This window comes from Micromonospora sp. NPDC047740 (assembly GCF_043204735.1).
In the GTDB taxonomy this organism is placed as follows: domain Bacteria; phylum Actinomycetota; class Actinomycetes; order Mycobacteriales; family Micromonosporaceae; genus Micromonospora.
The window spans coordinates 153,528-178,217 of the sequence record NZ_JBIDCT010000010.1; the positions used below are offsets into that span (position 1 = coordinate 153,528).

25 protein-coding genes are annotated in these 24,690 nt (G+C 73.6%); 15 read left to right on the forward strand and 10 right to left on the reverse strand.

Going from position 1 to position 24,690, the window contains the following annotated elements:
* Window positions 1–69: 69 nt before the first annotated feature.
* The 7 genes from ACGF4F_RS20145 to ACGF4F_RS20175 all read right to left on the reverse strand — a co-directional run bounded on the left by ACGF4F_RS20145 (window position 70) and on the right by ACGF4F_RS20175 (window position 6,066).
* Complete coding sequence (locus ACGF4F_RS20145; RefSeq protein ID WP_357438908.1) at window positions 70–1,140, reverse strand: LacI family DNA-binding transcriptional regulator; 1,071 nt, start codon at window positions 1,138–1,140, stop codon at window positions 70–72.
* A gap of 232 nt (window positions 1,141–1,372) precedes the next feature.
* Window positions 1,373–2,125, reverse strand: coding sequence for an FkbM family methyltransferase (locus tag ACGF4F_RS20150; RefSeq protein WP_357439272.1), 753 nt, complete (start codon window positions 2,123–2,125; stop codon window positions 1,373–1,375).
* 225 nt (window positions 2,126–2,350) lie between these two features.
* On the reverse strand, window positions 2,351–2,731 hold the full coding sequence (locus tag ACGF4F_RS20155) for a YccF domain-containing protein (protein WP_357438905.1): 381 nt from the start codon (window positions 2,729–2,731) through the stop codon (window positions 2,351–2,353).
* Window positions 2,732–2,816: 85 nt separating this feature from the next.
* Complete coding sequence (locus ACGF4F_RS20160) at window positions 2,817–3,035, reverse strand: hypothetical protein (RefSeq protein ID WP_357438902.1); 219 nt, start codon at window positions 3,033–3,035, stop codon at window positions 2,817–2,819.
* Between the two features lie 90 nt (window positions 3,036–3,125).
* Entirely contained in the window at window positions 3,126–3,941 is an 816-nt protein-coding gene (locus ACGF4F_RS20165; protein ID WP_393079332.1) for an ABC transporter ATP-binding protein, read from the reverse strand.
* Window positions 3,942–3,970: 29 nt separating this feature from the next.
* Complete coding sequence (locus ACGF4F_RS20170; RefSeq protein ID WP_357438899.1) at window positions 3,971–4,996, reverse strand: iron chelate uptake ABC transporter family permease subunit; 1,026 nt, start codon at window positions 4,994–4,996, stop codon at window positions 3,971–3,973.
* Window positions 4,993–6,066, reverse strand: a complete 1,074-nt coding sequence (locus ACGF4F_RS20175) for a FecCD family ABC transporter permease (protein WP_393079090.1) — start codon at window positions 6,064–6,066, stop codon at window positions 4,993–4,995. The genes ACGF4F_RS20170 and ACGF4F_RS20175 overlap by 4 nt, the downstream gene beginning before the upstream one ends.
* Before the next feature lie 67 nt (window positions 6,067–6,133).
* Between ACGF4F_RS20175 and ACGF4F_RS20180 the strand changes: the two genes are divergently transcribed.
* The 5 genes from ACGF4F_RS20180 to ACGF4F_RS20200 all read left to right on the forward strand — a co-directional run bounded on the left by ACGF4F_RS20180 (window position 6,134) and on the right by ACGF4F_RS20200 (window position 10,967).
* A complete protein-coding gene (locus ACGF4F_RS20180) occupies window positions 6,134–7,159 on the forward strand; it encodes an ABC transporter substrate-binding protein (RefSeq protein WP_357438896.1) in 1,026 nt (341 codons plus the stop codon).
* Window positions 7,156–7,995 carry a siderophore-interacting protein gene (locus ACGF4F_RS20185; RefSeq protein ID WP_357438894.1) on the forward strand — a complete coding sequence of 280 codons (840 nt, stop codon included), beginning with the start codon at window positions 7,156–7,158 and terminating at the stop codon, window positions 7,993–7,995. The genes ACGF4F_RS20180 and ACGF4F_RS20185 overlap by 4 nt, the downstream gene beginning before the upstream one ends.
* A gap of 118 nt (window positions 7,996–8,113) precedes the next feature.
* Window positions 8,114–9,229, forward strand: a complete 1,116-nt coding sequence (locus ACGF4F_RS20190) for a M24 family metallopeptidase (protein ID WP_393079094.1) — start codon at window positions 8,114–8,116, stop codon at window positions 9,227–9,229.
* Window positions 9,226–10,368, forward strand: coding sequence for an acyl-CoA dehydrogenase family protein (locus ACGF4F_RS20195; protein WP_393079097.1), 1,143 nt, complete (start codon window positions 9,226–9,228; stop codon window positions 10,366–10,368). The genes ACGF4F_RS20190 and ACGF4F_RS20195 overlap by 4 nt, the downstream gene beginning before the upstream one ends.
* Window positions 10,369–10,460: 92 nt before the next feature.
* Window positions 10,461–10,967, forward strand: a complete 507-nt coding sequence (locus ACGF4F_RS20200) for an Lrp/AsnC family transcriptional regulator (protein ID WP_357438888.1) — start codon at window positions 10,461–10,463, stop codon at window positions 10,965–10,967.
* Here ACGF4F_RS20200 and ACGF4F_RS20205 read toward each other — a convergent pair.
* Window positions 10,897–11,508: a histidine phosphatase family protein gene (locus ACGF4F_RS20205; RefSeq protein WP_357438886.1), complete on the reverse strand. Its 612-nt coding sequence runs from the start codon at window positions 11,506–11,508 to the stop codon at window positions 10,897–10,899. The genes ACGF4F_RS20200 and ACGF4F_RS20205 overlap by 71 nt on opposite strands.
* 172 nt (window positions 11,509–11,680) lie before the next feature.
* On the opposite strand from ACGF4F_RS20205, the gene ACGF4F_RS20210 reads away from it, so the two are divergent.
* From ACGF4F_RS20210 to ACGF4F_RS20220, 3 genes are all read left to right on the forward strand, one after another.
* On the forward strand, window positions 11,681–11,857 hold the full coding sequence (locus tag ACGF4F_RS20210) for a CsbD family protein (protein ID WP_357438883.1): 177 nt from the start codon (window positions 11,681–11,683) through the stop codon (window positions 11,855–11,857).
* A 275-nt stretch (window positions 11,858–12,132) separates the two neighbouring features.
* On the forward strand, window positions 12,133–12,327 hold the full coding sequence (locus ACGF4F_RS20215) for a hypothetical protein (RefSeq protein WP_073835118.1): 195 nt from the start codon (window positions 12,133–12,135) through the stop codon (window positions 12,325–12,327).
* Between the two features lie 101 nt (window positions 12,328–12,428).
* Entirely contained in the window at window positions 12,429–12,764 is a 336-nt protein-coding gene (locus ACGF4F_RS20220; protein ID WP_073835117.1) for a YnfA family protein, read from the forward strand.
* 69 nt (window positions 12,765–12,833) lie between these two features.
* Here the strand turns inward: ACGF4F_RS20220 and ACGF4F_RS20225 are convergent, their stop codons facing one another.
* Window positions 12,834–14,240, reverse strand: a complete 1,407-nt coding sequence (locus ACGF4F_RS20225) for a lysine 2,3-aminomutase (RefSeq protein ID WP_357438879.1) — start codon at window positions 14,238–14,240, stop codon at window positions 12,834–12,836.
* Window positions 14,241–14,389: 149 nt separating this feature from the next.
* Between ACGF4F_RS20225 and ACGF4F_RS20230 the strand changes: the two genes are divergently transcribed.
* From ACGF4F_RS20230 to ACGF4F_RS20255, 6 genes are all read left to right on the forward strand, one after another.
* Complete coding sequence (locus ACGF4F_RS20230; protein ID WP_393079335.1) at window positions 14,390–15,448, forward strand: zinc-binding alcohol dehydrogenase; 1,059 nt, start codon at window positions 14,390–14,392, stop codon at window positions 15,446–15,448.
* Between the two features lie 4 nt (window positions 15,449–15,452).
* A complete protein-coding gene (locus ACGF4F_RS20235; protein ID WP_393079103.1) occupies window positions 15,453–17,024 on the forward strand; it encodes an amidohydrolase in 1,572 nt (523 codons plus the stop codon).
* 64 nt (window positions 17,025–17,088) lie between these two features.
* Window positions 17,089–18,651: a lysine 5,6-aminomutase subunit alpha gene (locus ACGF4F_RS20240; protein ID WP_393079105.1), complete on the forward strand. Its 1,563-nt coding sequence runs from the start codon at window positions 17,089–17,091 to the stop codon at window positions 18,649–18,651.
* The gene (locus ACGF4F_RS20245) at window positions 18,648–19,409 is read left to right on the forward strand and encodes an OAM dimerization domain-containing protein (RefSeq protein WP_357438871.1); all 762 of its coding nucleotides are present in this window, start codon (window positions 18,648–18,650) and stop codon (window positions 19,407–19,409) included. The genes ACGF4F_RS20240 and ACGF4F_RS20245 overlap by 4 nt, the downstream gene beginning before the upstream one ends.
* Window positions 19,406–19,798, forward strand: a complete 393-nt coding sequence (locus ACGF4F_RS20250) for a hotdog domain-containing protein (protein WP_357438869.1) — start codon at window positions 19,406–19,408, stop codon at window positions 19,796–19,798. Before ACGF4F_RS20245 ends, ACGF4F_RS20250 begins: the two co-directional genes overlap by 4 nt.
* Window positions 19,795–21,132 carry a glutamate mutase L gene (locus ACGF4F_RS20255; RefSeq protein ID WP_357438867.1) on the forward strand — a complete coding sequence of 446 codons (1,338 nt, stop codon included), beginning with the start codon at window positions 19,795–19,797 and terminating at the stop codon, window positions 21,130–21,132. Before ACGF4F_RS20250 ends, ACGF4F_RS20255 begins: the two co-directional genes overlap by 4 nt.
* A gap of 411 nt (window positions 21,133–21,543) precedes the next feature.
* On the opposite strand, the gene ACGF4F_RS20260 is transcribed toward ACGF4F_RS20255, so the two are convergent.
* Complete coding sequence (locus tag ACGF4F_RS20260; protein ID WP_357438864.1) at window positions 21,544–22,833, reverse strand: low temperature requirement protein A; 1,290 nt, start codon at window positions 22,831–22,833, stop codon at window positions 21,544–21,546.
* Window positions 22,834–23,065: 232 nt separating this feature from the next.
* Here ACGF4F_RS20260 and lnt point away from each other — a divergent pair, with 232 nt between their 5' ends.
* Window positions 23,066–24,670, forward strand: a complete 1,605-nt coding sequence (gene lnt, locus ACGF4F_RS20265) for an apolipoprotein N-acyltransferase (protein WP_393079338.1) — start codon at window positions 23,066–23,068, stop codon at window positions 24,668–24,670.
* Window positions 24,671–24,690 lie beyond the last annotated feature (20 nt).

Genomic DNA, 24,690 nt, shown 5'->3' on the forward strand with positions numbered 1-24,690 from the left:
TTCGGTGGGTTCGTCGGCGGAGCGGGGTGTGCGTCACCGCGGCGGGACGTGCGGGACGTCCCGCCGGGGTCAGCGGATCTGCTGCTGGAACGGCTCCGGCACGGGCCGGCGCGGCCCGACGGCTCGGCGGTCGGCCGGCGCGGGCGCTCCGGTCGAGCCGCGGACGATCAGGGTGGTGGGAATGACGCGGGGGGTGTCGGGCAGCGGCACACCCTCGAAGTACGACAGGAGCATCCGGGCCGCGGCCTCTCCCATCTCGCGCATCGGTTGGTGCACCGTGGTCAGTGGTGGTTCGGTGTGCGCCGCGTACGGGACGTCGTCGAAACCGACGACCGCGACATCCTCCGGGACCCGGCGGCCCGCCTCGCGGATCGCCTGCAGGGCGCCGCCGGCCGACAGGTCGTTGTGGGCGAAGACGGCGTCGAAGTCGATGCCGGCCTCGGTGAGCCCCCGGACGGCGCGGCTGCCGCAGTCGAAGGTGAAGTCGCCCTCGACCACGAGCCGCGGATCCAGCGGCAGGTCGGCGGCCTCGTACGCCGCGACGAATCCGGCCAGCCGCTCCTGGGTGCAGCCGAACTCCTCGCACCCCTTGATCACCAGCGGCCGGCGCCGACCCAGTTCGAGCAGGTGGCGCGCGGCTGACTCGCCACCTCTGCGGTTGGTCGTGGCCACGGACGGGAACGGCCGCTGATGACCGCGGTCGTCGATGAGGACCACCGGCAGGCCACCACCGTGCAGCTCGGCAATGTAGTCGAGGCTGCCCTCGGGCTCGATGACCAGCAGCCCGTCGAACGACTTCGCCGAGACCTGCGAGGCGAACTGCCGCAGCGACTCCTCGCCGCGGTTGCAGGTGAAGAGCAACAGCCCGTAACCGGCGCTCTCCACCATGTCGACGGCGCCCTGCAGCACCTCGCCCATCCATGGCCAGGTCAGGGCCGGTACCAGCATCCCGACCACCCCGGTCCGGCCGCGGGCGAGACCGACCGCGCGGGCGCTCGGCACGTACCCCAGTTCGCTGATGACGGCCCTGATCCGGTCAGCAGTGTGGACGTGCACCTCGCCCTTGCCGTTGAGCACCCGGGAGACGGTCGTCTTGCTCACCCCCGCCCGGGCCGCGACGTCGGCGATGGTGATCGGCACGTTACGCTCCCGGGTCGAAGAGGTGAGGCCGGTATTCCGGAACCGGTTGCGGAACCGGTTGCATCGCAGTGAATCGAAGTGGCGCCGGTCACGTCAATCACGGCCAGGTAACGAAACATGGCTAAGTTCAAAAGATTAAAAAAGTGGCTCACGCGCCGGCATGGGGTACCGCAAGGGTCAGCCCCGTTGAGCAGCTTCGATATCCTCCGGCCGTCCGATCGGCGCGCTCGGCCTACGGCGTGCCCCGGCGCCGGAGGTGGCCCTCGGACACGCAGTACACGTCGCCGGAGTTGGCCTCGTGCGGCAGCGCCCACAGGTACGCCGCCACCTCCGCCGCCGGCAGCCAGTCCGGCAGGGCGAGGCCCATCTCGTCGCCGAGCGCGACGCTGAACCGGGTGAACCCGAGCCCGGTGAGCCGATCGAGGCAGCGCGGGGCCAGTTCCCGGGCGATCGTGGTGAACTCGAACGACAGTGCCGGCAGCGGCTGGTTCAAACCGGTCAGTACGGCGTCTTCGAACCCCTCCACGTCGATCTTCACGAAGGCCGGTACGCCGTGCGCGGCGATGAGCCGGTCGAGTGTGGTGGTGGCGACCTCGATCTCGGCGTCCCAGGTCTCGTGCGCCCAGCCCCCGGCGCCGGCCGCCGCTCGGACGAACTGGGGGGAGGCCGTGGAGATGGTCGGATTGGCGGAGTTGACGTGCAGCCGGACCCGGTCCTCGTGCGCCCCGCAGGCGGCCTCGACCACGATGACCCGGTCGTCGTCGCCGTAGAGCGCGCGCAGCGCCCGGACGCAGAGCGGCTGGGGCTCGACGGCCACCACCCGGGCGCCGAGGCGGCGGAAGCTGCCGAGCCGGTCGCCGACGTGCGCCCCGACGTCGAACACCAGGTCGCCGGGGCGGACGAATCGCGCGTAGAAGGCGTCCATCGCCGCGTCCCGGGCCGGGTCGCCGTAGTACGCCTCCAGCGACCGGCGCAGCCCCGACATGGTGGGATCCGCCTTGAGTGCCTCGATCACCCCGATATGACCGCCCACTGCTCCGACCGTAGCCATGCCGCCGGAAACCCGAAGGCCATTCGGGCAACCCGGCGGCCTGCCAACAAGCCCAGCCTCCTAGGATGCCCCAGGGGTAGTGACCAAGATGCCGCAAGTGGCGGCATCCCGGGCACGGGGATACCGCCACTTGCGCGATCTGGACTGGGTCGAGCGTGATCAGGGGGTGTCGACGACCTCCTGGCCGAGCGGCCAGAGCGCCGCCGGCACGAGCTTGAAGTTCGCCACCCCGAACGGGATGCCGATGACGGTGACGCAGAGGCCGACGCCGGCGACGATGTGGGAGAGCGCGAGCCACCAGCCGGCCAGCAGCACCCACAGCACGTTCGCGAGGCCGGAGGCGATCCCGGCGCCCGGCTTGGGGACGACGGTGCGGCCGAACGGCCACAGCGCGTACGAGGCGAGGCGCAGCGACGCCACCCCGAACGGGATGGTGATCACCAACGCGAAGCAGATCAGGGCGGCCACCCCGTAGCCCAGGGCCAGGACGAGGCCGCCACCGAAGACGAGCCACAACAGGTTCAGTACGAAGCGCAGCACGCGTCCATGGTGACCGGGGCGCGCAAGATCCAACCAGTTCGCCCCGGTGTCCCACCAAGGGCGGCTGGCACACCGGGGCGACGGGTCAGGTCTGGTTGCCCGGTATGTTCTTGTAGTCCTGCGGGCTGACCCCCTGCGGGCGCGGGTCCTTCTGCCGCTGGCCGCCGCCCTGGTTGGCGTTGGCCGACCCGCCGAGCGCCTGGATCATCTCGTTCTTGTTCATCTGGTCGATGTTGTCGAGTCCGGCGCGCTCCGCCTGTTTGCGCAGTTCACCGGTCTTCATCTGGGCGGGATCGCGTCCCATCATTCCTCCTTCGGTCCGGTCCTCGGTCGCTTACCCATAGGTCGGCGGCAGCAACGTGGGTGGGCGCGGTCGCCGCGGGGTGCCGGTCGATCAGCTGGCCGTCGGGGCCGGCCGGCGGCGGGCCGCCGGCAGCACCAGCGGGGTGCCGGTCTCCGGGTCCTCGATGACCCGGCAGGGCAGGCCGAACACCTCCTCGACCAGTTCGGCGGTGACGATCCGGCGGGGGTCGCCGGCCGCGACCACCCGCCCGTCGCGCAGCGCCACCAGGTGGGTGGCGTACCGGGCCGCCTGGTGCAGGTCGTGCAGCACGGCCACCACGGTGCGGCCCTGCTCCTCGTGCAGCCGGGCGCACAGGTCCAGCACCTCGACCTGGTGTGCGATGTCCAGATAGGTCGTCGGCTCGTCGAGCAGCAGCAGGGGTGTCTGCTGGGCCAGCGCCATGGCGATCCAGACGCGCTGGCGCTGCCCGCCGGAGAGCTCGTCGACCGGGCGGTCGGCAAGGGCGGTGACCCCGGTGGCGGTCATCGCCTCGGCGACCACCCGCTCGTCCTCGCGGGACCACTGCCGCAGCAGGCCCTGGTGCGGGTAACGGCCGCGGGCGACCAGCTCGGCGACGGTGATGCCGTCCGGGGCGACGGCCGACTGGGGGAGCAGGCCGAGCGTACGGGCGACCTGCCTGGCCGGGCGGCGGTGGATGTCGGCGCCGTCGAGCAGCACCGTGCCCCGGGTGGGCCGCAGCAGCCGGGCGAGCGCGCGCAGCAGGGTCGACTTGCCGCAGGCGTTCGGGCCGATGATCACGGTGAAGGAACGGTCGGGTACGGCCAGCGTGAGGTCCTCGGCGACGGTGCGCCGGTCGTAGCCGAGGGTCAACGTCTCGCCGACCAGTCGGGAGGTGCCGGGGCGCATGGTGCGGGTCTCCTTCTCGTCCGGTCCGGTCACCGCCGGCTCCCGCGTTCGCCGGCGAGCAGCCAGGTCAGGTAGCCGCCGCCGAGCACGCCGGTGACCACACCGACGGGCAGTTGGTGGCCGCCGACCGCGTGCTGTGCCACCTGGTCGGCGGCGGCCAGCAGGGCGGCGCCGAGGGCGGCCGAGGGCAGCAGGTTGGGTCCCGGGGCGCGGGTCAGCCGGCGGGCCAGGTGGGGGGCGGTCAGGGCGAGGAACGACACCGGTCCGGCGGCCGCCGCGGCCAGGGAGACCAGCAGGACGGCCGTGCCGAGCGCGGCCAGGCGTACCCGGCGCACCGGGACGCCGAGCGCGGCGGCGGTGTCGTCGCCCAGCTCGATCAGTCGCAGCGCCGGGGCGCGGGCGAGCAGCACGGCGGGGAGCAGTGCCGCCAGCGCGGCGAGCACCGGCAGGGCGTTGGCCCAGCCGCGCCCGTCCAGGCTGCCGGTGAGCCAGAGCGCGGCGCGGGCGGCGTCCATCAGCGGGGCGCGGGTGAGTAGCCACCCGTTGACGCCGGTGAGGATCGCGGTGACTCCGATGCCCACCAGGACGAGCCGGTGGCCGGTCAGGCCGCGCGGGCCGGCCAGCGCGGCCAGCAGCGCGCCGATGGCAAGTCCGCCGGCGGCGGCTGCCGCGCCGAGGGCGATGCTGCTGCCGCCGAGCACGACCACGACCAGCGCGCCGGTGGCCGCGCCCTGGGTGACGCCGAGGATGTCGGGGCTGCCGAGCGGGTTGCGGGTCAGCGACTGGAACACCGCGCCGGCCAGGCCGAGGGCGGCCCCGACGGCGAGTGCCGTGGCGAGCCGGGGCAGGCGCAGCTCGGTGACCACGAACCGGTCGGCGGGGTTGCCGCCGCCGGCGAGGACCCGGAGCACGTCGGCGGGGTCGATGGGGTAGTCGCCCGCGCCGACGGCCAGCACGGCGAGGGCCGCCGCGAGCAGCGTGCCGGCGCCGCCGACGACGAGGGCGCGGGTGTGCAGGCGCAGCGACAGCCCGCCGGGGAGGCGCAGCACGATCATGGGCGGGCTATCCGTCCGCGCCGGACCAGGTGCAGGAAGAGCGGGCCGCCGAGCACGGCGGTGACCAGGCCGACCTGGAGTTCGCCCGGTCGGCCGAGCACGCGTCCGGCGATGTCCGCGGTGAGCAGCAGCACCGGGGCGAACACGGCGCAGTACGGCAGCAGCCGGCGCGGGTCGGGGCCGGTGAGGGCGCGGACCAGGTGCGGCGCGAGCAGCCCGACGAAGACGAGCGGACCGCAGGCGGCGGTCGCCGCCCCGCACAGCAGCGTGACGGCCGCGACGACGGCGGCCCGGACCAGGCCGGGGCGGGCGCCGAGGGCGCGGGCGGAATCGTCGCCGAGGGCGAGCGCGCCGAGTGGCCGGGCCGCGAGCAGGGCGAGCAGCAGCCCGGCCAGGACGAAGGGCAGCAGGTGGGGGACGGTGTCGGTGCGCGCGCCCGCGAGGGAGCCGACGGTCCAGAACCGCAGCCGTTCCAGGGACGTGGTGTCGAGCAGCATGATCGCGCTGACGTACGAGTAGAGGGCGGCGTTGAGTGCCGCGCCGGCCAGGGCCAGCCGGGTGGGGGTGGCGTGCCGGCCGCCGGCCACGGCGTGCACGCCGACAGTGACCAGGGCGGCGCCGAGCAGCGCGTACCAGACCTGCTGGTCCAGGGCGGTGATGCCGAGGGCGAGGGTGGCGGTGGCCACGGCGGCGGAGGCGCCGGCGTTGATGCCGAGCAGGCCGGGGTCGGCGAGCGGGTTGCGGGTCAGTGCCTGCATGGCGGCGCCGGCGACGCCGAGCGCGGCACCGGCGGTGAGGCCGAGCAGCGTACGTGGCAGCCGCATCCGGTGCACGACGGCGTAGTCGGGGGAGGCGGGGTCGGTCAGGCCGTGCCACACGTCGGCGAGGGGCAGGGGTTTCGCGCCGACGGCGAGGCTGAGCACGGCGACGGTGCCGAGCAGCAGCAGCCCGACGGCCAGGCCGGTGGCGGGTGCGCCGCGACGTCGCTGCGACGCGGGCGGGGCGGCGCTTCGTGGTGAGGTGATGACGGACAGTGTGGACTCCGGTCGGTGGAACGGGCTTGACAGCAAGTTAGGTTAGGTTAACCTAACCCCGCTGTCCATGGTCATTTTCCGACCCGTACCGAAAGACAACGCCATGCCCGAAACCCTGTCCGGCCGCCGGTTCTCCCGTCGTAGCCTGCTCGCCGCCGGTGGCGCCGCCGGCCTCACCGCCCTCCTCGCCGGCTGCGGTGGCGACGGCGACACCGCCGCCACCGCGCCGAGCGGCGGCCCCTGGTCCTTCACCGACGACCGTCCGCAGCAGGTCGACGCCGTCCGCCGGCCCTCGCGGATCGTCGCCTTCACCGGGGTGGCCGCCGCCCTGGTCGATTTCGGACTCGGCGCGCAGATCGTCGGCGTGTTCGGCGAGACCCGACGCGCCGACGGCACCCGCGACCCGCAGGCCGGCGACCTCGACGTGGACCGCGTCGAGATCCTCGGCAACGCCTGGGGCGAGTTCAACCTGGAGAAGTACGCGGCGCTGCGCCCCGACCTGCTCGTCACCCACATGTACGACCCTGGCGCGCTCTGGTACGTCCCGGACGAGAGCAAGGCCAAGATCCTCCCGCTCGCGCCGAGCGTCGCGGTGACCACCGCCCGGGTCCCGATGACCCGACCCATCGAGCGGTACGCCCAGCTCGCCGAGTCCCTCGGCGCCGACCTGTCCGAGGTCACCACGGCGAAGGCCCGGTTCGCCGCCGCCGCCGACGCCGTCCGCCAGGCCGTCAAGGCCAACCCCGGCCTCCGGGTGATGGCCGCCTCCGGCAGCCCCGACCTGTTCTACGTCTCCAACCCGAAGGTCAGCACCGACCTGATGTACTTCGCCGAACTCGGCGTCGACCTCGTGCTGCCCACCAAGCTCGAACAGGGGGACTACTTCGAGGCGCTGAGCTGGGAGAACGCCGGCAAGTTCCCGGCCGATCTGATCCTGCTCGACAACCGCTCCACCGCGCTGCAGGCCAAGGACCTCACCGTCAAGCCCACCTGGACCCAACTGCCCGCGGTCCGCGCCGGCCAGGTCACCCCGTGGGACGCGGTGCCCCGCTTCTCGTACGCGGGGGCGGCCCCGCTGCTGGAGAACCTGGCCCGCGCCATCCGCGACGCCCGGAAGGTCACCACGTGACCACCGCCGCCGTCGCCCTGCGGTACCGCTTCTACGCCGCCCGGGTCCTCACCACCCGCCTGGTCGGCGCCTGCCTGGTCCGGGTCACCCTCGGCGGTGACGACCTCGCCGGCTTCCCCGGCGGCGGTCGGGATCAGAGCGTCTCCCTCTTCCTGCCCCACCCCGGCCAGGCCGCCCCGGTCGTCCCGGTCGAGGCGGGGGAGGACTGGTACGCCGCCTGGCGGGCCCTCGACCCGCAGGTCCGGGGGGTGATGCGCGCGTACACCATCCGCGCCCAACGCCCGGAGCTGGCCGAGGTGGACATCGACGTCGTCCGCCACGGCGACACCGGCCCGGCCACCCGGTGGGCCGGGCGGGCCCGTCCCGGCGATCGGGTGCTGCTGCTCGGCCCGGCCGTGCCCGACGAGCGCGGCGTCCGCTTTCGGCCACCCGCCGGCACCGACGCGGTGCTGCTGGTGGCCGACGAGACCGCGCTGCCCGCCGTCGCCGGCATCCTCGACTGGCTTCCCGCCGGCACCCCGGCCCGCGCCTTCGTCGAGGTCCCGGGCGCCGCCGACATCCAACCGCTGCCCAGCGCCGCCCGCGCCGAGGTGACCTGGCTGGTCCGCGGCGGCACCGCCCCCGGCACCACCCTGCTGGCCGATGCCCTGCGCGCCGCGCGGCTGCCGGGCACCACCCCGTACGCCTGGATCGCCGGTGAGGCCGGCATGGTCCGGGCCGTGCGCCGGCACCTGGTCGGCGAGCGCCGCCTGGACCGCGCCCGGGTCACCTTCGCCGGCTACTGGCGCCGCGGCGCGTCGGAGGAGGACCTCCGCGCCGAGACCGCCACCGCCTGACCGCTCCCGTCCTCGCCACCGATCGCGCGGGTTGCTCCCGGCCGGGCCGGCTGACCCGCGGGCCTCGTCGGTGCGGAGTGGCTCCCACCGCGGCCCAAACGACCGTTAAGCTCACAGGGTGGGGATCGACGAACTGTATCCGGCCGCGCGGCTGGCCGCCGCCCAGCGCGCCACCGCTGCGGCGGGCCTGGACGCGCTGCTGCTCACGCCCGGCTCCGACCTGCGTTACCTGACCGGCTACGACGCGCACGAGGGGGAGCGGCTGACCTGTCTGGTGCTCCCGGCCGCGGGCGAGCCCACCCTGATCGTGCCGGTCCTGGAGCGCCCGGCCGCCGAGGCGTCCCCCGCCCCGGCCACCGGCGTGCGGATCGTCGACCACGCCGACGGCACCGACCCGTACCCCCTGCTCCGGGCGGCGCTGCCCGGCCCGGTGGCGACGGTGGGGCTGGCCGACCGGATGTGGGCCGAGCAGGTGCTCGCGCTGCGCGCCGCGCTGCCCGACGCCGCCCAGCGCCTCGCGTCCGAGGTGCTGCGCGAGTTGCGGATCCGCAAGTCGCCCGCCGAGGTGGCGGCCCTCGCCGAGGCGGGCGCCGCGATCGACGCGGTGCACCGGCGGATGGGGGAGTGGCTGCGCCCCGGCCGGACCGAGGCCGAGGTGGCCGCCGACATCGCCGCGGCGATCCGCGCGGCCGGCCACGTCACCGTGGACTTCGTCATCGTCGCCGCCGGGCCGAACGGCGCCAGCCCGCACCACGGCACGTCCGACCGGCCGATCCGGGCCGGGGAGCCCGTCGTGGTCGACATCGGCGGCACCATGCCGTCGGGCTACCGCTCCGACTGCACCCGCACGTACGTCGCCGGCGGTCCCGCCCCGGCCGAGTTCACCGACTACTACGCGGTGCTGCACGCGGCCCAGCGGGCGGCGGTGGCGGCGGTGCGGCCGGGGGTGACCGCCGAGGCGGTCGACGCGGCGGCCCGGGACGTGATCAGCACCGCCGGCTACGGCGACGCCTTCCTGCACCGCACCGGTCACGGCATCGGCCTGGACACCCACGAGGAACCGTACGTCGTGGCCGGCAACCCGCGACCGCTGGAGGCCGGCATGGCGTTCTCGGTCGAACCCGGTATCTACCTCGCCGGGCGGCACGGCGCCCGGATCGAGGACATCGTCGTCTGCACGACGGACGGCGGGCAACGGCTCAACACCACCCCCACGGAGCTCATCGCGCTATGACTGTCGACCGGATCCTCCCCACCGACGAGGCCCACGACCTGCTGGACCTCGCCACCGAACTCGCCGATCGGGAGCTCACCCCGAAGGCCGCCGGCTTCGAGGAGCGCGCCGAGTTCCCCCGCGAGGTGCTGCGCACCCTGGGCCGGGCCGGGCTGCTCGGCCTGCCGTACGCCGAGGAGCACGGCGGCGCCGCCCAGCCGTACGAGGTCTACCTGCAGGTGCTGGAGATCCTGGCCAGCCGCTGGCTCGCGGTCGCCGAGGCGGTCAGCGTGCACACCCTGTCCTGCTACCCGCTCGCCCAGTTCGGCACCGACGAGCAGCGCAAGCTACTGCCCGACATGATCGGCGGGGAGCTGCTCGGGGCCTACTGCCTGTCGGAGCCGCAGGGCGGCTCGGACGCGGCGGCCCTGACCACCAAGGCGGTCCGCGACGGCGACGACTATGTGGTCTCCGGCACCAAGGCGTGGATCACCCACGCCCGGGTCGCCGACTTCTACAACATCTTCTGCCGCACCGGCGGTCCCGGCCCGAAGGGCATCTCCTGCCTGCTGGCCGACCGGAACACCCCGGGGATCCACCCGCAGGCCGCCGAGCGGACCATGGGACTGTACGCCTCCCCGGTCGCCCAGATCGCGTTCGACGAGGCCCGGGTGCCGGCGGAGCGGCTGGTCGGCGGCGAGGGGCGGGGCTTCACCATCGCCATGTCCGCGCTGGACTCCGGCCGGCTCGGCATCGCCGCCTGCGCGGTCGGTCTGGCCCAGGCCGCCCTGGACTACGCGGTCGGCTACGCGCAGGAGCGACAGCAGTTCGGCCGTTCGATCATCGAGTTCCAGGGACTGGGCTTCATCCTCGCCGACGCCGCCACCCGGATCTCGGCGGCCCGCGCGCTCACGCTGGCCGCGGCGCGGCTGCGCGACGCCGGTCGGCCGTACTCGATCGAGGCGGCGAAGGCGAAGCTGTTCGCGACCGACGTGGCGATGCGGGTGACCACCGACGCGGTGCAGGTGCTGGGCGGCGCCGGCTACGTCGCCGACCATCCGGTCGAGCGGTACATGCGGGAGGCGAAGGTGCTCCAGATCGTCGAGGGCACCAACCAGATCCAGCGGCTGGTCATCTCCCGGTCCCTCGCGAAGGGCTGACGGGCGCGGAGGGCGACCATCCGGCCCACCGAGCGTGACGCCCGGCGGGCCGGATGCGGCAGGGGAGCGTTCTCTCCGGTAGGTTGCACCGCGTGGAGGAGATCGACCGGGCCATCGTCGCCGCGCTGACCGGGGACGGTCGGCTGTCGTACACCGACCTCGCCGAGAAAGTGGGGCTGTCGGTGTCCGCTGTGCACCAGCGGGTCCGCCGGCTGGAGCAGCGCGGCGTCATCAAGGGGTACGCCGCGCGGGTCTCGTTCGAGGCGTTGGACCTGCCGTTGACCGCGTTCGTGGCGATCCGGCCGTTCGACCCGTCGCAGCCCGACGACGCGCCGGAGCGGCTGGCCCACCTGCCCGAGATCGACTCGTGTTACTCGGTGGCGGGGGAGGACTTCTACCTGCTGTTGGTGCGGGTGGCCGGGCCGGCGGACCTGGAGCGGGTGCTGCAGGAGATCCGTACCGCGGCCAACGTCACCACGCGCACCACCGTGGTCCTCTCCACGCCCTACGAGAACCGCCCGCCGAAGATCAATGCCGAGCTGCCTGGTCGGGGTCGTTCCCGGGCGGCGGCGGAGCCGGCTGGTTCCAACGCAGGATGACCTGCCGTCCGTGCTCGTGACCGAGCACGGAGACGGTGGCGGTGTCCAGCCGGAGCAGCCCACCGGCGGACGGGGGCAGGCCGATCCAGCGGGCGCCGATCACCCGCAGGCTGTGCGCGTGGCCGACCAGGGCGACGCTGCCCCGGTCGAGCAGGGGAGCGATCCCGGCCAGCACCCGGTCCGCGCGTTCGCCGACCTGGGCCGGCGACTCGCCGCCGGGAGCGCCGTCGGTCCAGAGGTTCCACTGCGGGCTCTCCTCGTGGATGTCCGCGGTGGTGCGTCCCTCGTACTCGCCGTAGTTCCATTCGGCCAGGTCGGGGTCGGTGGCGTCGGCGTCGAGGCCGGCGAGGTGCGCGGTGCGGGTGGCGCGCTGCCGGGGACTGGACAGGACGCGGGCGAAGCGGCGGCCGGCGACCATCACGCCGAGCGCGCGGGCCTGCCGCTCACCGTCAGGGGTCAGCTCCAGATCGGTGTACGAGGTGTGCCGGTGGCTGGCGCTCCAGGTGGTCTCTCCGTGCCGGATCAGCAGGATCTCTCCCATTCGTCCAGTTAACCAGCCACCGTGGCTTCGTGTTCACCTAGTGTCCTAGGACGCCCTGCGGGTGGTGCCCATCGCCACGTTCAACGACGGCGTTTCAGCTCAACGACCACGGGGACGCGGTCAGGGAGCGGGCCGAACGGCCCGGACACCGTTGCCAGCGAAGGGGAGTGCCATGAGCTTCACCGACAAGGCCAAGAACAAGGCCCAGGAGATGAGCGGCCTCGCCAAGGAGCGGATCGGCGACGCCACCGACAACGAGCGGTTGCGGGCGCAGGGCGCCAGCGAGCAGCGCACGGCGCGGGACCGGCAGAAGGAGGCCGGCCGCAACGTGAAGAACTTCGAGAAGTGACCCGCACGGCGGCGGGCTCCCGGTCTCCGGGGGCCCGCCGCCGCGTGCCGGTGCGGGCCAGGTCGTCGTGCTGACCCGTCCCGTCGTCCTGGGCTCGCATCGGGTACCCGGGTACGGGCTGGTCCTGGGCGGGATGCGCTGCCCTGGCCCGGGTTGTCCGGTTCCGTTCGCGGTGCCTCGTCCGGAGCCGGCGGAGGTTTTCCGGGCGGAGGGACGGGGACGCGGGTAGAGAGGGGCGAAGGCCCCCGGTCTGTGGGAACGACGCAGGAGGCGACATGAGCACCGAGAAGGCCAAGGACAGGGTCGAGCGGGTGGCCGGTGCGGCCCGGGCTCGGATGGGTGACATGACCCGGCAGGAGCGGTCGCGGGCGGAGCAGGTGGGGCGGCAGGAGGAGGCCCGCGGTGGACGGCCCGGCGAGCGTGTCCAGGAGAGCGAGCAGGACGTGAGTGGTCGCTCCTTCACGAGTTGACCCCGGCCTGGTGGTGCCCCTGGCGTGTACGTCGTGCCGGGGGCACCGGTGTGTGGTGGGCGGGCGGCCGGCCAACCGGGTGGCCGGGTTACCGTCGCGGCGTGACGGTTGCGCGTTCCCTGGTGCTGTTCGTGTTGGCTGCCCTGGCCGAGATCGGTGGGGCGTGGCTGGTGTGGCAGGGCTGGCGGGAGCATCGGGGGCTGTGGTGGGTGGCGGGCGGGGTGCTGGCGCTGGGCGTGTACGGGTTCGTGGCGACGTTCCAGCCGGACCCGCATTTCGGTCGGATCCTGGCCGCGTACGGGGGTGTGTTCGTGGCGGGGTCGCTGGCGTGGGGTGTGCTGGTGGACGGGTTCCGCCCGGACCGGTGGGACGTGGTGGGCGCGGCGATCTGCCTGCTCGGGGTGGCGGTGATCATGTACGCGCCGCGGGGCGGCTGATCCAGCCGGCGGGAACGGAGTCGCCCGGCAACCCGTGGTGCGGGTGCCGGGCGACGGGTGGTGCGTAGGTCAGTCGTTGCGGTGGGCTGCCCACCAGGCCTGGCCGGTTTCGGGCAGGGTGTCGATCGGGTCGTAGTAGGCGTAGCGCTTGTTGAGCGCTTCGAGGTCGGCGGACTCGATCGAGGTGCGGTAGTTCTTGGTCCAGTAGGAGATGCCGCGGTCGCGGTCGTACTCGGTGAGCATGTGGACCCAGCGCTTGCCGACGAAGGGGACGTCGCAGACGATGCGCGGGGTGGCGTAGCCGGGCAGGTAGCCCATGATGTCGTGCTGGAGTTGCTGGGCGTGCCAGACGGGGACCCGCCAGTGCTCGGCGTTGGGGATCATGTCGCACATGTAGAAGTAGTACGGCAGGATGCCGGCCTCGCCCTGCAGGGCGAAGCAGAGGTCGAGCAGGTCGGGAGTGGTGGCGTTGACGCCGCGCATGAGCACGCCCTGGTTGCGGACGTCGCGGACGCCGACGTCGAGGGCGGTCTGGGCGGCCTTGGCGACCAACGGGGTGAGCGACTGGGCGTGGTTGACGTGGGTGTGGATGGCGAGGTTGACGCCGCGGCGGGCGGCGGTGCGGCCGACTCGCTCCAGGCCTTCGACGACGTCGGGCTGCAGCCAGTGCTGGGGGAGGCCCATGAGGGCCTTGGTGGCGAGCCGGATGTCGCGGATGGTTTCGATCTCGAGCAGCCGCATCAGGTATGACTCGAGGTTCTTCCACGGCACGTTGGCTACGTCGCCGCCGGAGACGACGACGTCGCGGACGCCGGGGTGGGCCTTGAGGTAGGCGATGTGGGCGTCGTAGCGGTCGACGGGCTTGAGGGTGAGTTTGAGTTTGTCGACGGCGGGGGTGGAGTTGCCGACGAGGTCCATCCGGGTGCAGTGGCCGCAGTACTGCGGGCAGGTGGAGAGCAGTTCGGCGAGGACCTTGGTGGGGTAGCGGTGGGTGAGGCCTTCGGCGACCCACATGTCGTGCTCGTGGAGGCTGTCGCGGCTGGCGTAGGGGTGGGAGGGCCAGTCGGTGCGCCGGTCGGAGGCGACGGGGATCATGTAGCGGCGGATCGGGTCGGCGAGGAAGGCCTCGGTGGTCATGGGCGCGAACGGCACCATGGTGTTGAGCATTTGTGGGGGCACCAGCATGGACATGGTGGCCAGGGCCTTCTGGTCGGCCTCGAGGTCGGCGTAGAAGGTCTCGTCGACGAGGTCACCGAGGACGGTGCGCAGCTGCTTGATGTTCTTGACGCAGTTGACGCGCTGCCACTGGGCGTTCTCCCACTGTTCGCGGGTGACGTGGCGCCAGCCGGGGAAGCGGGTCCAGTCGGGTTCGACGAGTGGGCGGCGGCGGTATTCGTAGGGCTGTCCGGCGGTGGGGACCGCGGCCGGTGCGGGGTGGGGCGCTGGGATGGTCTCCACCGGTTGGGTCTGGGTCACGGCCCCTCCTGCTGGTCGGTGCGGGTGGATCAACGGTCACGAAGGCTACTGGAAAATATCCGGTGAAGAAATTAGTCTGCCGGAAGTTTTCCCGCGACGCGAGTCCTGGCCAGGGGCTTCGAGCGGCTGGACGGAGGAGGGTCGGCGTGATGTCACCGGTGGGACTGCACCGTGTCGTGGAACCCGCGGGGGTGCTGCCGCAGGCGGCCTGGCGGCTGGACGCCGATCCGCGGATCGCTTCGAACGAGGTGCGGATCCGGGTGGAGCGGCTGAACCTCGACGCGGCGAGCTTCCGGCAGCTGTCGGAGAAGCACGGCGGTGACGGGGAGAAGGTCCGCGCCGAGGTGCTGGAGATCATCTCGACCCGGGGGAAGATGCAGAATTCGGTCACCGGGTCGGGCGGCATGCTGATCGGCACGGTCGAGGAGGTGGGCCGGCGGTCCCCGCTGGGGCTCACGCCGGGTGACCGGGTGGCCACGCTGGTGTCGTTGACGCTGACGCCGCTGACGATCCTGGACGGGCTGGCCCGCTGGGACGGGCGCAGCGAGCAGGTGCCGTGCGACGGGTACGCGATCCTGTTCGCCCGGTCGATCGCGGCGGTGCTGCCGGCGGACCTGCACCCGGAGCTGTCGCTGGCGGTGCTGGACGTGTGCGGGGCGCCGGCGTTGACCGCGCGGGTGGTCGACGAGCAGGTGCAGCGCCGGCGGCGGGCCGGTGACGCCCGGCCGGTGCGGGTGGCGGTGATCGGCGGTGCCGGCAAGAGCGGGTCGCTGTCCCTTGCTGCGGCGCGGCGGGCGGGTGCCGGGCGGACGGTCGGGGTGGTGCCGGTGGTGGCGGAGCGGGACGCGCTGACGGCGGCCGGGCTGGCCGACGTGGTCGCGTTGGCCGACGCGCGGGACCCGGTGGGGTTGTCCACGGCGGTGACCACCGCGTTGGGTGCGCCGGCGGACGTGACCGTGGTGTGCGTGGACGTGCCTGGTTGTGAGCACGGGGCGGTGCTGGCCACCGAGGACGGCGGCACGGTGATCTTCTTCTCGATGGCGACGAGCTTCGCGGCGGCGGCGTTGGGTGCGGAGGGCCTGGCGGCGGACGTGACGATGCTGGTCGGCAACGGGTACGTGCCGGGGCACGCGGAGTTGGCGTTGGAGCTGCTGCGCGCCGAGCCGGGGGTGCGTCGTCTGTTCGAGGCGCGGTTGGCGGCAGACTGACACCATGACGAACCCCTCGACGTTGTACCGCGGCGGCGTGCTGCACTGTCCGGCCGATCCGAGCGCGACCGCCCTGCTGGTGCGGGACGGCCGGATCGCCTGGTTGGGGGCGGACGCGGACGCGCCGGCTGCCGACCGGGTGGTGGATCTGGCCGGTGCGCTGGTGACCCCGGCGTTCGTGGACGCCCACGTGCACGCCACCGACACCGGGTTGGCCCTGTCGGGCCTGGACCTGTCCGGGGTGCGGTCGGCGGGTGAGCTGCTGGACGCGGTGGCGGGGTTCGCGACGGGCCTGCCGGGTGACGCGGTGGTGCTGGGGCACGGCTGGGACGAGTCGTCCTGGGCGCAGCGGGCGTTGCCGGACGCGGCGGCGCTGGACCGGGCGGCCGGGGGGCGGCGGGTGTATCTGTCGCAGGCGTCGATCCATTCGGCGCTGGTGTCGCGGGCGTTGCTGGCGGCCTGCCCGGACGTGGTGGCCGCCGCCGGGTACGACCCGTCGGGCTGGTTGCGGCGTGACGCGCATCACGTGGTGCGGGCGGCGGCGTTCGCGTCGGTGACCCGGCCGCAGCGGGTCGCCGCGCAGCGGGCCGCGTTGGCGCACGCCGCGTCGCTGGGCATCGCCGCGGTGCACGAGTGCGGCGGCCCGGAGATCTCCGACGAGGAGGACTTCACCGGGCTGCTGGGCATCTCCGGCGCGGGGCTGCCCGAGGTGTACGGGTACTGGGGTGAGCTGCTGGGTGCGGCGCGGGCGCGGGAGTTGGGTGCGGTCGGGGCCGGTGGTGACCTGTTCGCCGACGGGGCGCTGGGGTCGCGGACGGCGCACGTGTCGCAGGCGTACCTGGACGGGGAGCCGGGCGGGTGCGGGCACGGGTATGTGAGCGCCGAGCAGGTGCGGGAGCACCTGTTGGACTGCGCGGCGCACGGGCTGCAGGGTGGTTTCCACGCGATCGGCGACGCGGCGATCTCCACGGTCCTCGACGGGTTCGCGCAGGCGGCGGAGAAGTTGGGGGTGGATCGGCTGCGGCTGGCCCGGCACCGGGTGGAGCACGCGGAGATCATGAACAAGCGGTTGATCGCCGGGTTCGTGGAGTACGGGATCGTCGCGTCGATGCAGCCGGCGTTCGACCGGCTGTGGGGCGGCGCCGGCCGCATGTACGAGTCGCGGCTGGGGTTGTCGCGGTCGTTGGAGTCCAACCCGATGGGGGCGATGCACGCGGTCGGGGTGACGTTGGCGTTCGGGTCGGATTCGCCGGTGACGCCGCTGGACCCGTGGGGGTCGGTGCGGGCGGCGGCGGCGCACCACAACCCGGTGCAGCGGATGAGTGTGCGGGCGGCGTTCGCCGCGCACACCCGTGGCGGGTGGCGGGCGGTGCATCTGGACAACGAGGGTGTCCTGGCGCTGGGCGCGCCGGCGACGTTCGCGGTGTGGTCCTCCCCGGCCGGGGTGGACAGGGGTCTGCCGGTGTTGCAGGCCGAGGATCCGGAGCTGCGCGGCGCGGACGATCCGACGCCGCTGCCGGTGTGCCGGGCCACGGTGCTGCGCGGTGACCTGATCTATGAGGAAGGGTCTGCGTGAGCGAGGGAAGCATCGGGACGGGGGCGTGTCGCGCCGCCGTCGCGGAGCGAAGCGGAGTGGCGGCGTGAGCGGCAAGCTTGAGCTGGATCCGGCGCTGGTGGCGCGGGCGCGGGAGTTGGCGCGCCGCGCCGGGCAGCCGGTGGTGGAGTTGGCGCGTAGCCACACCACCGTGTCGGTGGAGCGGGCGGTGCTGCGGCTGGCCGGGGTGACCGGCGCGGACCCGGACGGGATCCCGTGGGTGAACCGGCTCGTCGACGCGGTCGTGGCTGATGTGGGGCTGGGGCACGGGGTGGCCGTGCCGGTGTTCGACGCCCTGGCGCGGGAGCAGATGACCGACGTGACGTTGCTGGCGCAGAAGGCCGCGGCGGGGTCGGTGCGGTTCACCCAGCCCACCGGCCGGGCGGCCACTGCGGCCCGCAGGGCCGCCCGCAAGGCGGTCGCGGCGGGCATCCGGAGCATCGACCGGCGCCGCGCGGAGCGGGACCGGCTGGTGCGGCGGTACGGGGATCCGAAGCAGCGGCCGTGGATCTATCTGATCGTGGCGACGGGCGACATCTACGAGGACATCCCGCAGGCGCAGGCCGCCGCGCGGGCGGGGGCGGACATCATCGCGGTGATCCGTTCGACGGGGCAGTCGCTGCTGGACTACGTGCCCGAGGGGGCGACCCGGGAGGGGTTCGCGGGCACGTACGCCACGCAGGAGAACTTCCGGCTGATGCGGGCCGCCCTGGACGAGTCGTCGAAGGAGCTGGGCCGGTATGTGCGGTTGACGAACTACGCGTCGGGCCTGTGCATGCCGGAGATGGCGACCCTCGCCGGTCTGGAGCGGCTGGACATGATGCTCAACGACTCGATGTACGGGATCCTGTTCCGCGACATCAACCCGATCCGCACGTTCGTCGACCAGCGGTTCTCGCGGCAGGTGCACGCCCGCGCCGGGATCATCATCAACACCGGTGAGGACAACTACCTGACCACCGCCGACGCGGTCGACGAGGCGCACACGGTGACGGTGTCGCAGCTGCTCAACGAGTATTTCGCGCACGAGGCGGGGTTGGCCGACTGGCAGTTGGGGCTGGGGCACGCGTTCGAGATCAACCCGGATCTGCCGGAGTCGTTCCGGCTGGAGTTGGCGCACGCGCTGCTGGCCCGGGAGTTGTTCCCGGACGCGCCGTTGAAGTGGATGCCGCCGACGAAGCACATGACCGGGGACGTGTTCCGCGGCAACCTGCTCGACGGGTTCTTCAACCTGGTCGGCGCCATGACCGGGCAGGGGATCCTGCTGGTCGGCATGATGACCGAGGCGGTGGTGACGCCGTGGCTGTCCGACCGGGACATCGCCCTGCAGAACGTGCGGTATGTGCTGGGTGCCGCCGGTGGGCTGCACGAGGACTTCGTGCCCGCGCCGGGCGGGTTCATCCAGCAGCGTGCCCACCGGGTTCTCGGTGAGGCCGTCGACCTGCTCGACCGCATCGGCGACCAGTCGCTGCTCACGGCGATCGCCGAGGGCACGTTCGGGATCATGAAGCGGCCCGCGGACCGCGGCAAGGGCCTCGACGGGGTCGCGAAGCACGAGGCCGACTACTACAACCCGGCCACCGAGATCCTGGAAGGAGACCGTCCGTGACGGCCCCGGCGGAAAAGAAGATCGTCCGACCGTACGGGGACACCACCGGCGACGGCATGGTGCAGGTGTCGTTCACGCTGCCGGTGCCGCACGACAAGCGGGCCGAGGGCGCGGCGGTGCAGCTGGCCAACAAGATGGGCATCGACCCGGCGATGCTGGTGCACGCCAAGCAGATGGGCGACGAGTTCACCTTCTTCGTGGTGTACGGGCGGGTGAACCATCTGGTGGACCTGTCGCAGGTGCAGGTGGTGGAACGGGACTTCCCGCTGCTGTCGGCCAAGGAGGTCAACGCGGTGGTGAAGCAGAAGTTGCGGCGCAAGCTGTCGGTGGTGGGGGCGTGCATCGGCACGGACGCGCACACCGTCGGCATCGACGCGATCCTCAACGTCAAGGGCATCGCGGGGGAGAAGGGCCTGGAGTACTACCGGGAGTTGAAGGTCAGCAACCTGGGCGCGCAGGTCAGCGTTCCGGAGCTGGTGGAGGCGGCCCGGCGGGAGAAGGCCGACGCGGTGCTGGTGTCGCAGGTGGTGACGCAGCGTGACGCGCATCTGCACAACACGCGGGAGATGTCCGCGGCGTTCCGGGAGGCGATGCCGGCCGGGAAGCGGCCGCTGCTGATCGTCGGCGGGCCCCGCTTCGACGAGACGATGACCGGGGAACTGGGCGTCGACCGGATCTTCGGCCGCGGCACCACCCCCGGCGAGGTGGCCAGTTATCTGGTCCACGCCCTGATCACGAACAAGAAGGCGAGAGCATGAGCGATTCCCGCGTCGGTCTGACGGTGACGCATCGGCGGTACGTGCCGTACTCGCACGCCCACTACGCCGGGAACCTTGTCGACGGGGCGTACGCGCTGGGCCTGTTCGGGGACGTCGCCACCGAGGTGTGCATCCGCACCGACGGTGACGAGGGGCTGTTCGCCTCCTACTCCGATGTGCAGTTCAAGGCGCCGATGAAGGCCGGGGACGTGCTGGAGGTGGTGGCCACGGTGACCCGGGTGGGCACCCGCAGCCGCACCATCGACTTCGAGGCGCGGGTGGTGTGCCGGGGACGCCCCGACAGGAGCGAGTCCGCCGCCGAGGTCCTCGCCGAGCCGATCGTGGCGGTCACCGCGACCGGCACCGTGGTCGTCCCCGCGGCGGCGTGAACGCCGCCGTCTGCGCCGACGTCGGGTCCACGTACACCAAGGCCGCGGTGGTCGACCTCGACGACGGCCGGCTGGTCGCGGCGGCGTCCGCGCCGACCACCGTCGGCACGGACGTGCTGCACGGCCTGGACGCCGCCGTCGGCGCGGCCACCGCCCGCGCCGGGGTCCGGGACCTGCCCTGGTACGTGTGCTCGTCGGCCGGTGGTGGGCTGCGGCTGGCGGTCGTCGGCTACGAGCCGCTCGTCACCGCGCAGGCCGGCCGGCGGGTGGGGCTGTCGGCCGGGGCGAACGTGGTGCACGTGGCCGCCGGGCGGCTCGGCGCGGCCGAGCTGACCGCGTTGCGCGCCGCCCGTCCCGATGTGGTGCTGCTCGTCGGCGGCACCGACGGCGGTGACGTGGAGACGTTGACGCACAACGCGACCCGGCTGGCGAAGGCCCGCTTTCGGGTGCCGGTGGTCCTTGCCGGCAACGTCGAGGTCCGTGACGACCTGCATGCGCTGCTCGCCGCCGCGAAGGTGCCGGTGACCGTCGCCGACAACGTGCTGCCCCGCATCGGGGTGCTCGCCCCCGCGCCGGCGCGGGCGGCGATCCGGGAGGTGTTCCTGCGGCACGTGATCGGCGGGAAGAAGCTGTCCCGCGGTGGCCGGTTCGCCCGGCTGGTGCGGGCGGCCACGCCCGACGCGGTGCTGACCGGGGTGGAGGTCCTCGCCGACGCGCTCGGCGGGGATCTGGCCGTCGTTGACGTCGGCGGCGCCACCACCGACGTGTACTCGGTGCTCACCCCCGACGAGCGGGACAGCGGGCCGGGCCGGGAGGTCGCCGGCACCCTGTGGCGGGCCCGCACCGTGGAGGGGGACCTGGGCATGCGGTGGAGCGCCCCCGGTGTGGTCCGCGCCGCCGCCGAGGAACGTCTGCTCACCGGCGGGGAGGAGGAGCAGTTGGCCGCGGCGGCGGCGGTGCGGGCCGCCGATCCCGGGTTCCTGCCCGCCGACGACACCGGCCGGGCCGTCGACCGGCGCATCGCCGGGCTCGCCGCGACGGTGGCGTTGCGCCGGCACGCCCGCGGCGCGGCCACCGGGGAACGCGCCGGCCGGGACCTGCGCGACGTGAAGCTGATGGTCGGCTCCGGTGGGGTGCTGCGGCACGCGCCGGCCGGCGACGCGGCCGCGGTGCTGGCCGCGGTGCTCACCGACCACGCCGGCGGGTGGCCGCTGCCCCGGGCCGCCCGCGCGGTCGTCGACGTCGACTACGTCCTCGCGGCCGGTGGGCTCCTCGCCGCCGACCACCCGGTAGCGGCGGCCCGGCTGCTGCGCCGGCATCTGGGCGGAGACTGAGCCGCCACCCGGCACGGATCGAGACGCGCCGACGCGACACGCCGTGGCGCAACACACGACAGGCCGGGGTGGGTTGACAGCGGCGGGGGTGCACGCCGTACCGTCTTTGAGTCCTACCACGGGAAGCGGCTGTTGTTCGCTTCGTCCCTTCGTCCGCTGGCCGAGCGACCCGAGTGGTTGCGGCGGCCAGGTCCAGCGGGCGGGGGTCGGCGGGGCGGCGCGAACCGGCCGCGGTTACCGGTGTACGGGCAGGGTGAAAGGCACGGCCAGTAGACAACGGCCAGGCGGGGGCAGCCAGTCCGCGTCCGGTCGGTCCGAAGGTCGGCGCCGCTCATTCTCGCCCCACCGGCCGGGAAGGGCCTGGGAGCATCGGGGCGCGGCTCGCGCCGCGCCCCGATTTTCGTTGCGCCGTCACAGGTGGCGGCGGCGCCACTCGGACTGTTCCTGCTCGGTGGCGATCTGCTCCTGCAGCGCGACCTGCCGGACGTGGCGGCGCAGCGGGTCGCTGGTGCGCAGCCCGGCCAGCACCAGCGCGACGCAGGCCGCGGCGAGCACTGCCAGGCCGGCGACCGCCGGCAGGCGGCCCGCGGGCAGCAGCACGACGGCCAGCGCCACCACCGTCACGGTCGGCAGCAGCCGTACCCGGTGGCTGGCCCGCACCCACAGCGCCAGCAGGCCCACGATGTAGATGATCACGCCGGCGAACAGCACTCGGTTGTCCAGGCCGACCGCCCGCACCCGCCACGGGTCGACATGCGGGTCGGCGATCACGGCGAGGTAGCGTTTCAGGCCGAGGGCGAACAGGATGATCCCGACGACCAACGGCAGATGCAGATACGCGTAGACGTCCCGGGCGAAGGTCGCCCGTTCGTCGACGTCGCGGGTGCGGTGCAGCTTCTGTTCCAGGGCCGGCGCCAGGGTGTCGAAGTACATCCACCACAGCGCCGCGATGGTGGTGACGCCGAACACCGACGCCACGATCACCGCCCAGCTCAGCGGGAGGCCGACGGCCGGTTTGGGGCCCAGCCCCAGCGAGATGATCGACTCGCCGAGCGCGATGAGCAGGATCAGCGCGTACCGCTCCGCCCAGTGGGCGGCGGAAACCACTGCCAGGCCGACGCTGCGGACCTGGCCCCCGGCGGTGAACTCGATGACCACGGCGGCCGCCCACAGCGCCACCCGCAGCCAGGTCGGCCCGACCCCCGGCTGTTGCGGCAGCGCCCCGGCGACCACGATGAGCGTCACGCTGGCCAGCAGCGGCAGGCCGAAGCGCAGCGCCGCGTGGCCCGGGGCGTCGGCGCGGGTCAGCACCACCAGCACCTGCACCGCCCGGATGATCAGGTAGCAGGCGGCGAAGACGAGCGGGCCGGGTGGCCCACCGGGACGGCTGGTGAACGCCTGCGGCAGGCTCAGGTTGAGCACGAACAGGGCGACCACCGTCACCACACCGATCAGCGGCAGCACCCCCTGGTCGGTGCGGACCACGTTGCCGAGGGCGGCGAACGAGACCCAGCACCACCACAGCAGGGCCAGCACCACGAGCCCGGCGAGCAGCGTGCGCACGCTCAGGCTCGCCGCCAGCAGGACGGTGACGTTGAGGAACGACAGCACGAACACCAGGTCGTAGAACAACTCCAGGCGGGTGACGCCGGACCCCGGCGCGGCGGGCAGGATGCGACCCCGCCATCGGCCTGCGCTCATGCTGCCGAGTCTGGCAGCGCCGGCCGCCGCCGCGCGCCAAAGCCGCCGAACCCGGACGCGCGGCGGCCGGCCGGGCCGCCGTGCGCTGCCACCTCGACCTGGCCACCACTGCGCTGCCGTGTTTCACCCACGACGCCCCGGATCCTGCCTGGGCTGGCCCCGTTCACCGGGGCACGGGCCGGCGGCCGGGCCGGGCGGGTAGCCTTCGGCGCGTGATCGTGGTGAGGTGCCGGTGACGACGCTGGACCGGGAAGAGGTGCGTGCCCCGCAGGGGGCACACGAGGCGGCGGGGCCGCGTCCGCTGCCGCTGCGGGTGGCCGCGCCGCTGGCCGTCGCGGCCGGGCTGGCCCTGCTGGTGGCGTTCCCCCCGTACGGGGTGTGGCCGCTGGCGCCGGTCGGGGTGGCGCTGCTCGCGGCGGCGGCGCACCGGCGGCGGCTGCGTGCCGGTGCGGGGCTGGGTTTCCTCACCGGGCTGGCGCTGTTCGCGCCGCTGCTGGAGTGGACGAACCTGCACACCGGCGCCCTGCCGTGGATCCTGCTGTCCCTGCTGCAGGCCGGCTACCTGGCGCTGCTCGGCGCGGCCACCGCCTGGGTGTCCCCGCTGGTCGACCGGCACCGGGCGGCGTGGCCGCTGCTGACCGGGGTGCTGTGGGTGGGGCAGGAGGCGCTGCGGGACCGCACCCCGTTCGGCGGGTTCCCGTGGGGGCGGCTGGCGTTCAGCCAGGACACCTCCCCGCTGCTGCGGCTGGCCGCCCTCGGCGGCGCCCCGCTGGTCACCTGCGCCGTCGCGCTGGCCGGCGGGCTGCTGGTCACCGCCGCCTGGCGGGACTGGCGCCGGCCCGCCGGGCACTGGCGGCCCGTGGCGGGGCTCGCCGCCGCCCTGGCGGCTCTGCTGGCCGCCGGGTCGGCCGTCCCGGTCGGGGTGCGCGGGGGTGGCGACACCGTCACCGTCGCCATCGTGCAGGGCAACGTGCCCCGCCTCGGGCTGGACTTCAACGCCCAGCGGCAGGCCGTGCTCAACAACCACGTCGACGCGACCCTGCGACTGGCGCAGCAGGTCACCGCCGGTACGCAACGCCGCCCCGACCTGGTGGTGTGGCCGGAGAACTCCAGCGACATCGACCCGCTGCGCAACCCGGACGCCGCGGACCGCATCTCCCAGGCCGCCGACGCGATCGGCGCGCCGATCCTGATCGGTGCGGTGCTGCTCGGCCCCGACGCCGGGCAGGTCCGCAACGCCGGCCTGGTGTGGCGGCCCGGCACCGGTCCCGACCTCTGGCAGCTGTACGTCAAGCGGCATCCGGTGCCGTTCGCCGAGTACGTGCCGCTACGCAAGATCGCCCGGATGGTCAGCGATCAGGTCGACCGGGTCCGCGCCGACTTCGTGCCCGGCGCCGCCCCCGGCGTGCTCAACGCCGGGGCGGTCACCCTCGGCGACGTGATCTGCTTCGAGGTCGCCTACGACGGCCTTGTCCGGGACACCGTCACCGGCGGCGGGCAGCTGCTGGTGGTGCAGACCAACAACGCCACCTTCGACGAGGCGGAGGCCCGCCAGCAGTTGGCCATGGTGCGGCTTCGTGCCGTCGAGCACGGCCGTGCGGCGTTGATGGCCTCCACGGTCGGCGTGTCCGGGTTCGTTTCCCCCGACGGGCGGGTAGACGGGGCCACCGGGTTCAACACCGCGGCGGTGGTGGTCCGGCAGCTGCAGCTCGGGCACGGGCGTACCACGGCCACCCGGGCGGGGGTGTGGCCGGAGGTGGCTCTCGCGGCGCTGGCCGTGGCGGCGCTGGCCGGCGCGGCGGTGCTGCGCCGGCGGCGGGAGGTCACCCCCGGGTAGGACGAGGGAAGGGCGGTACG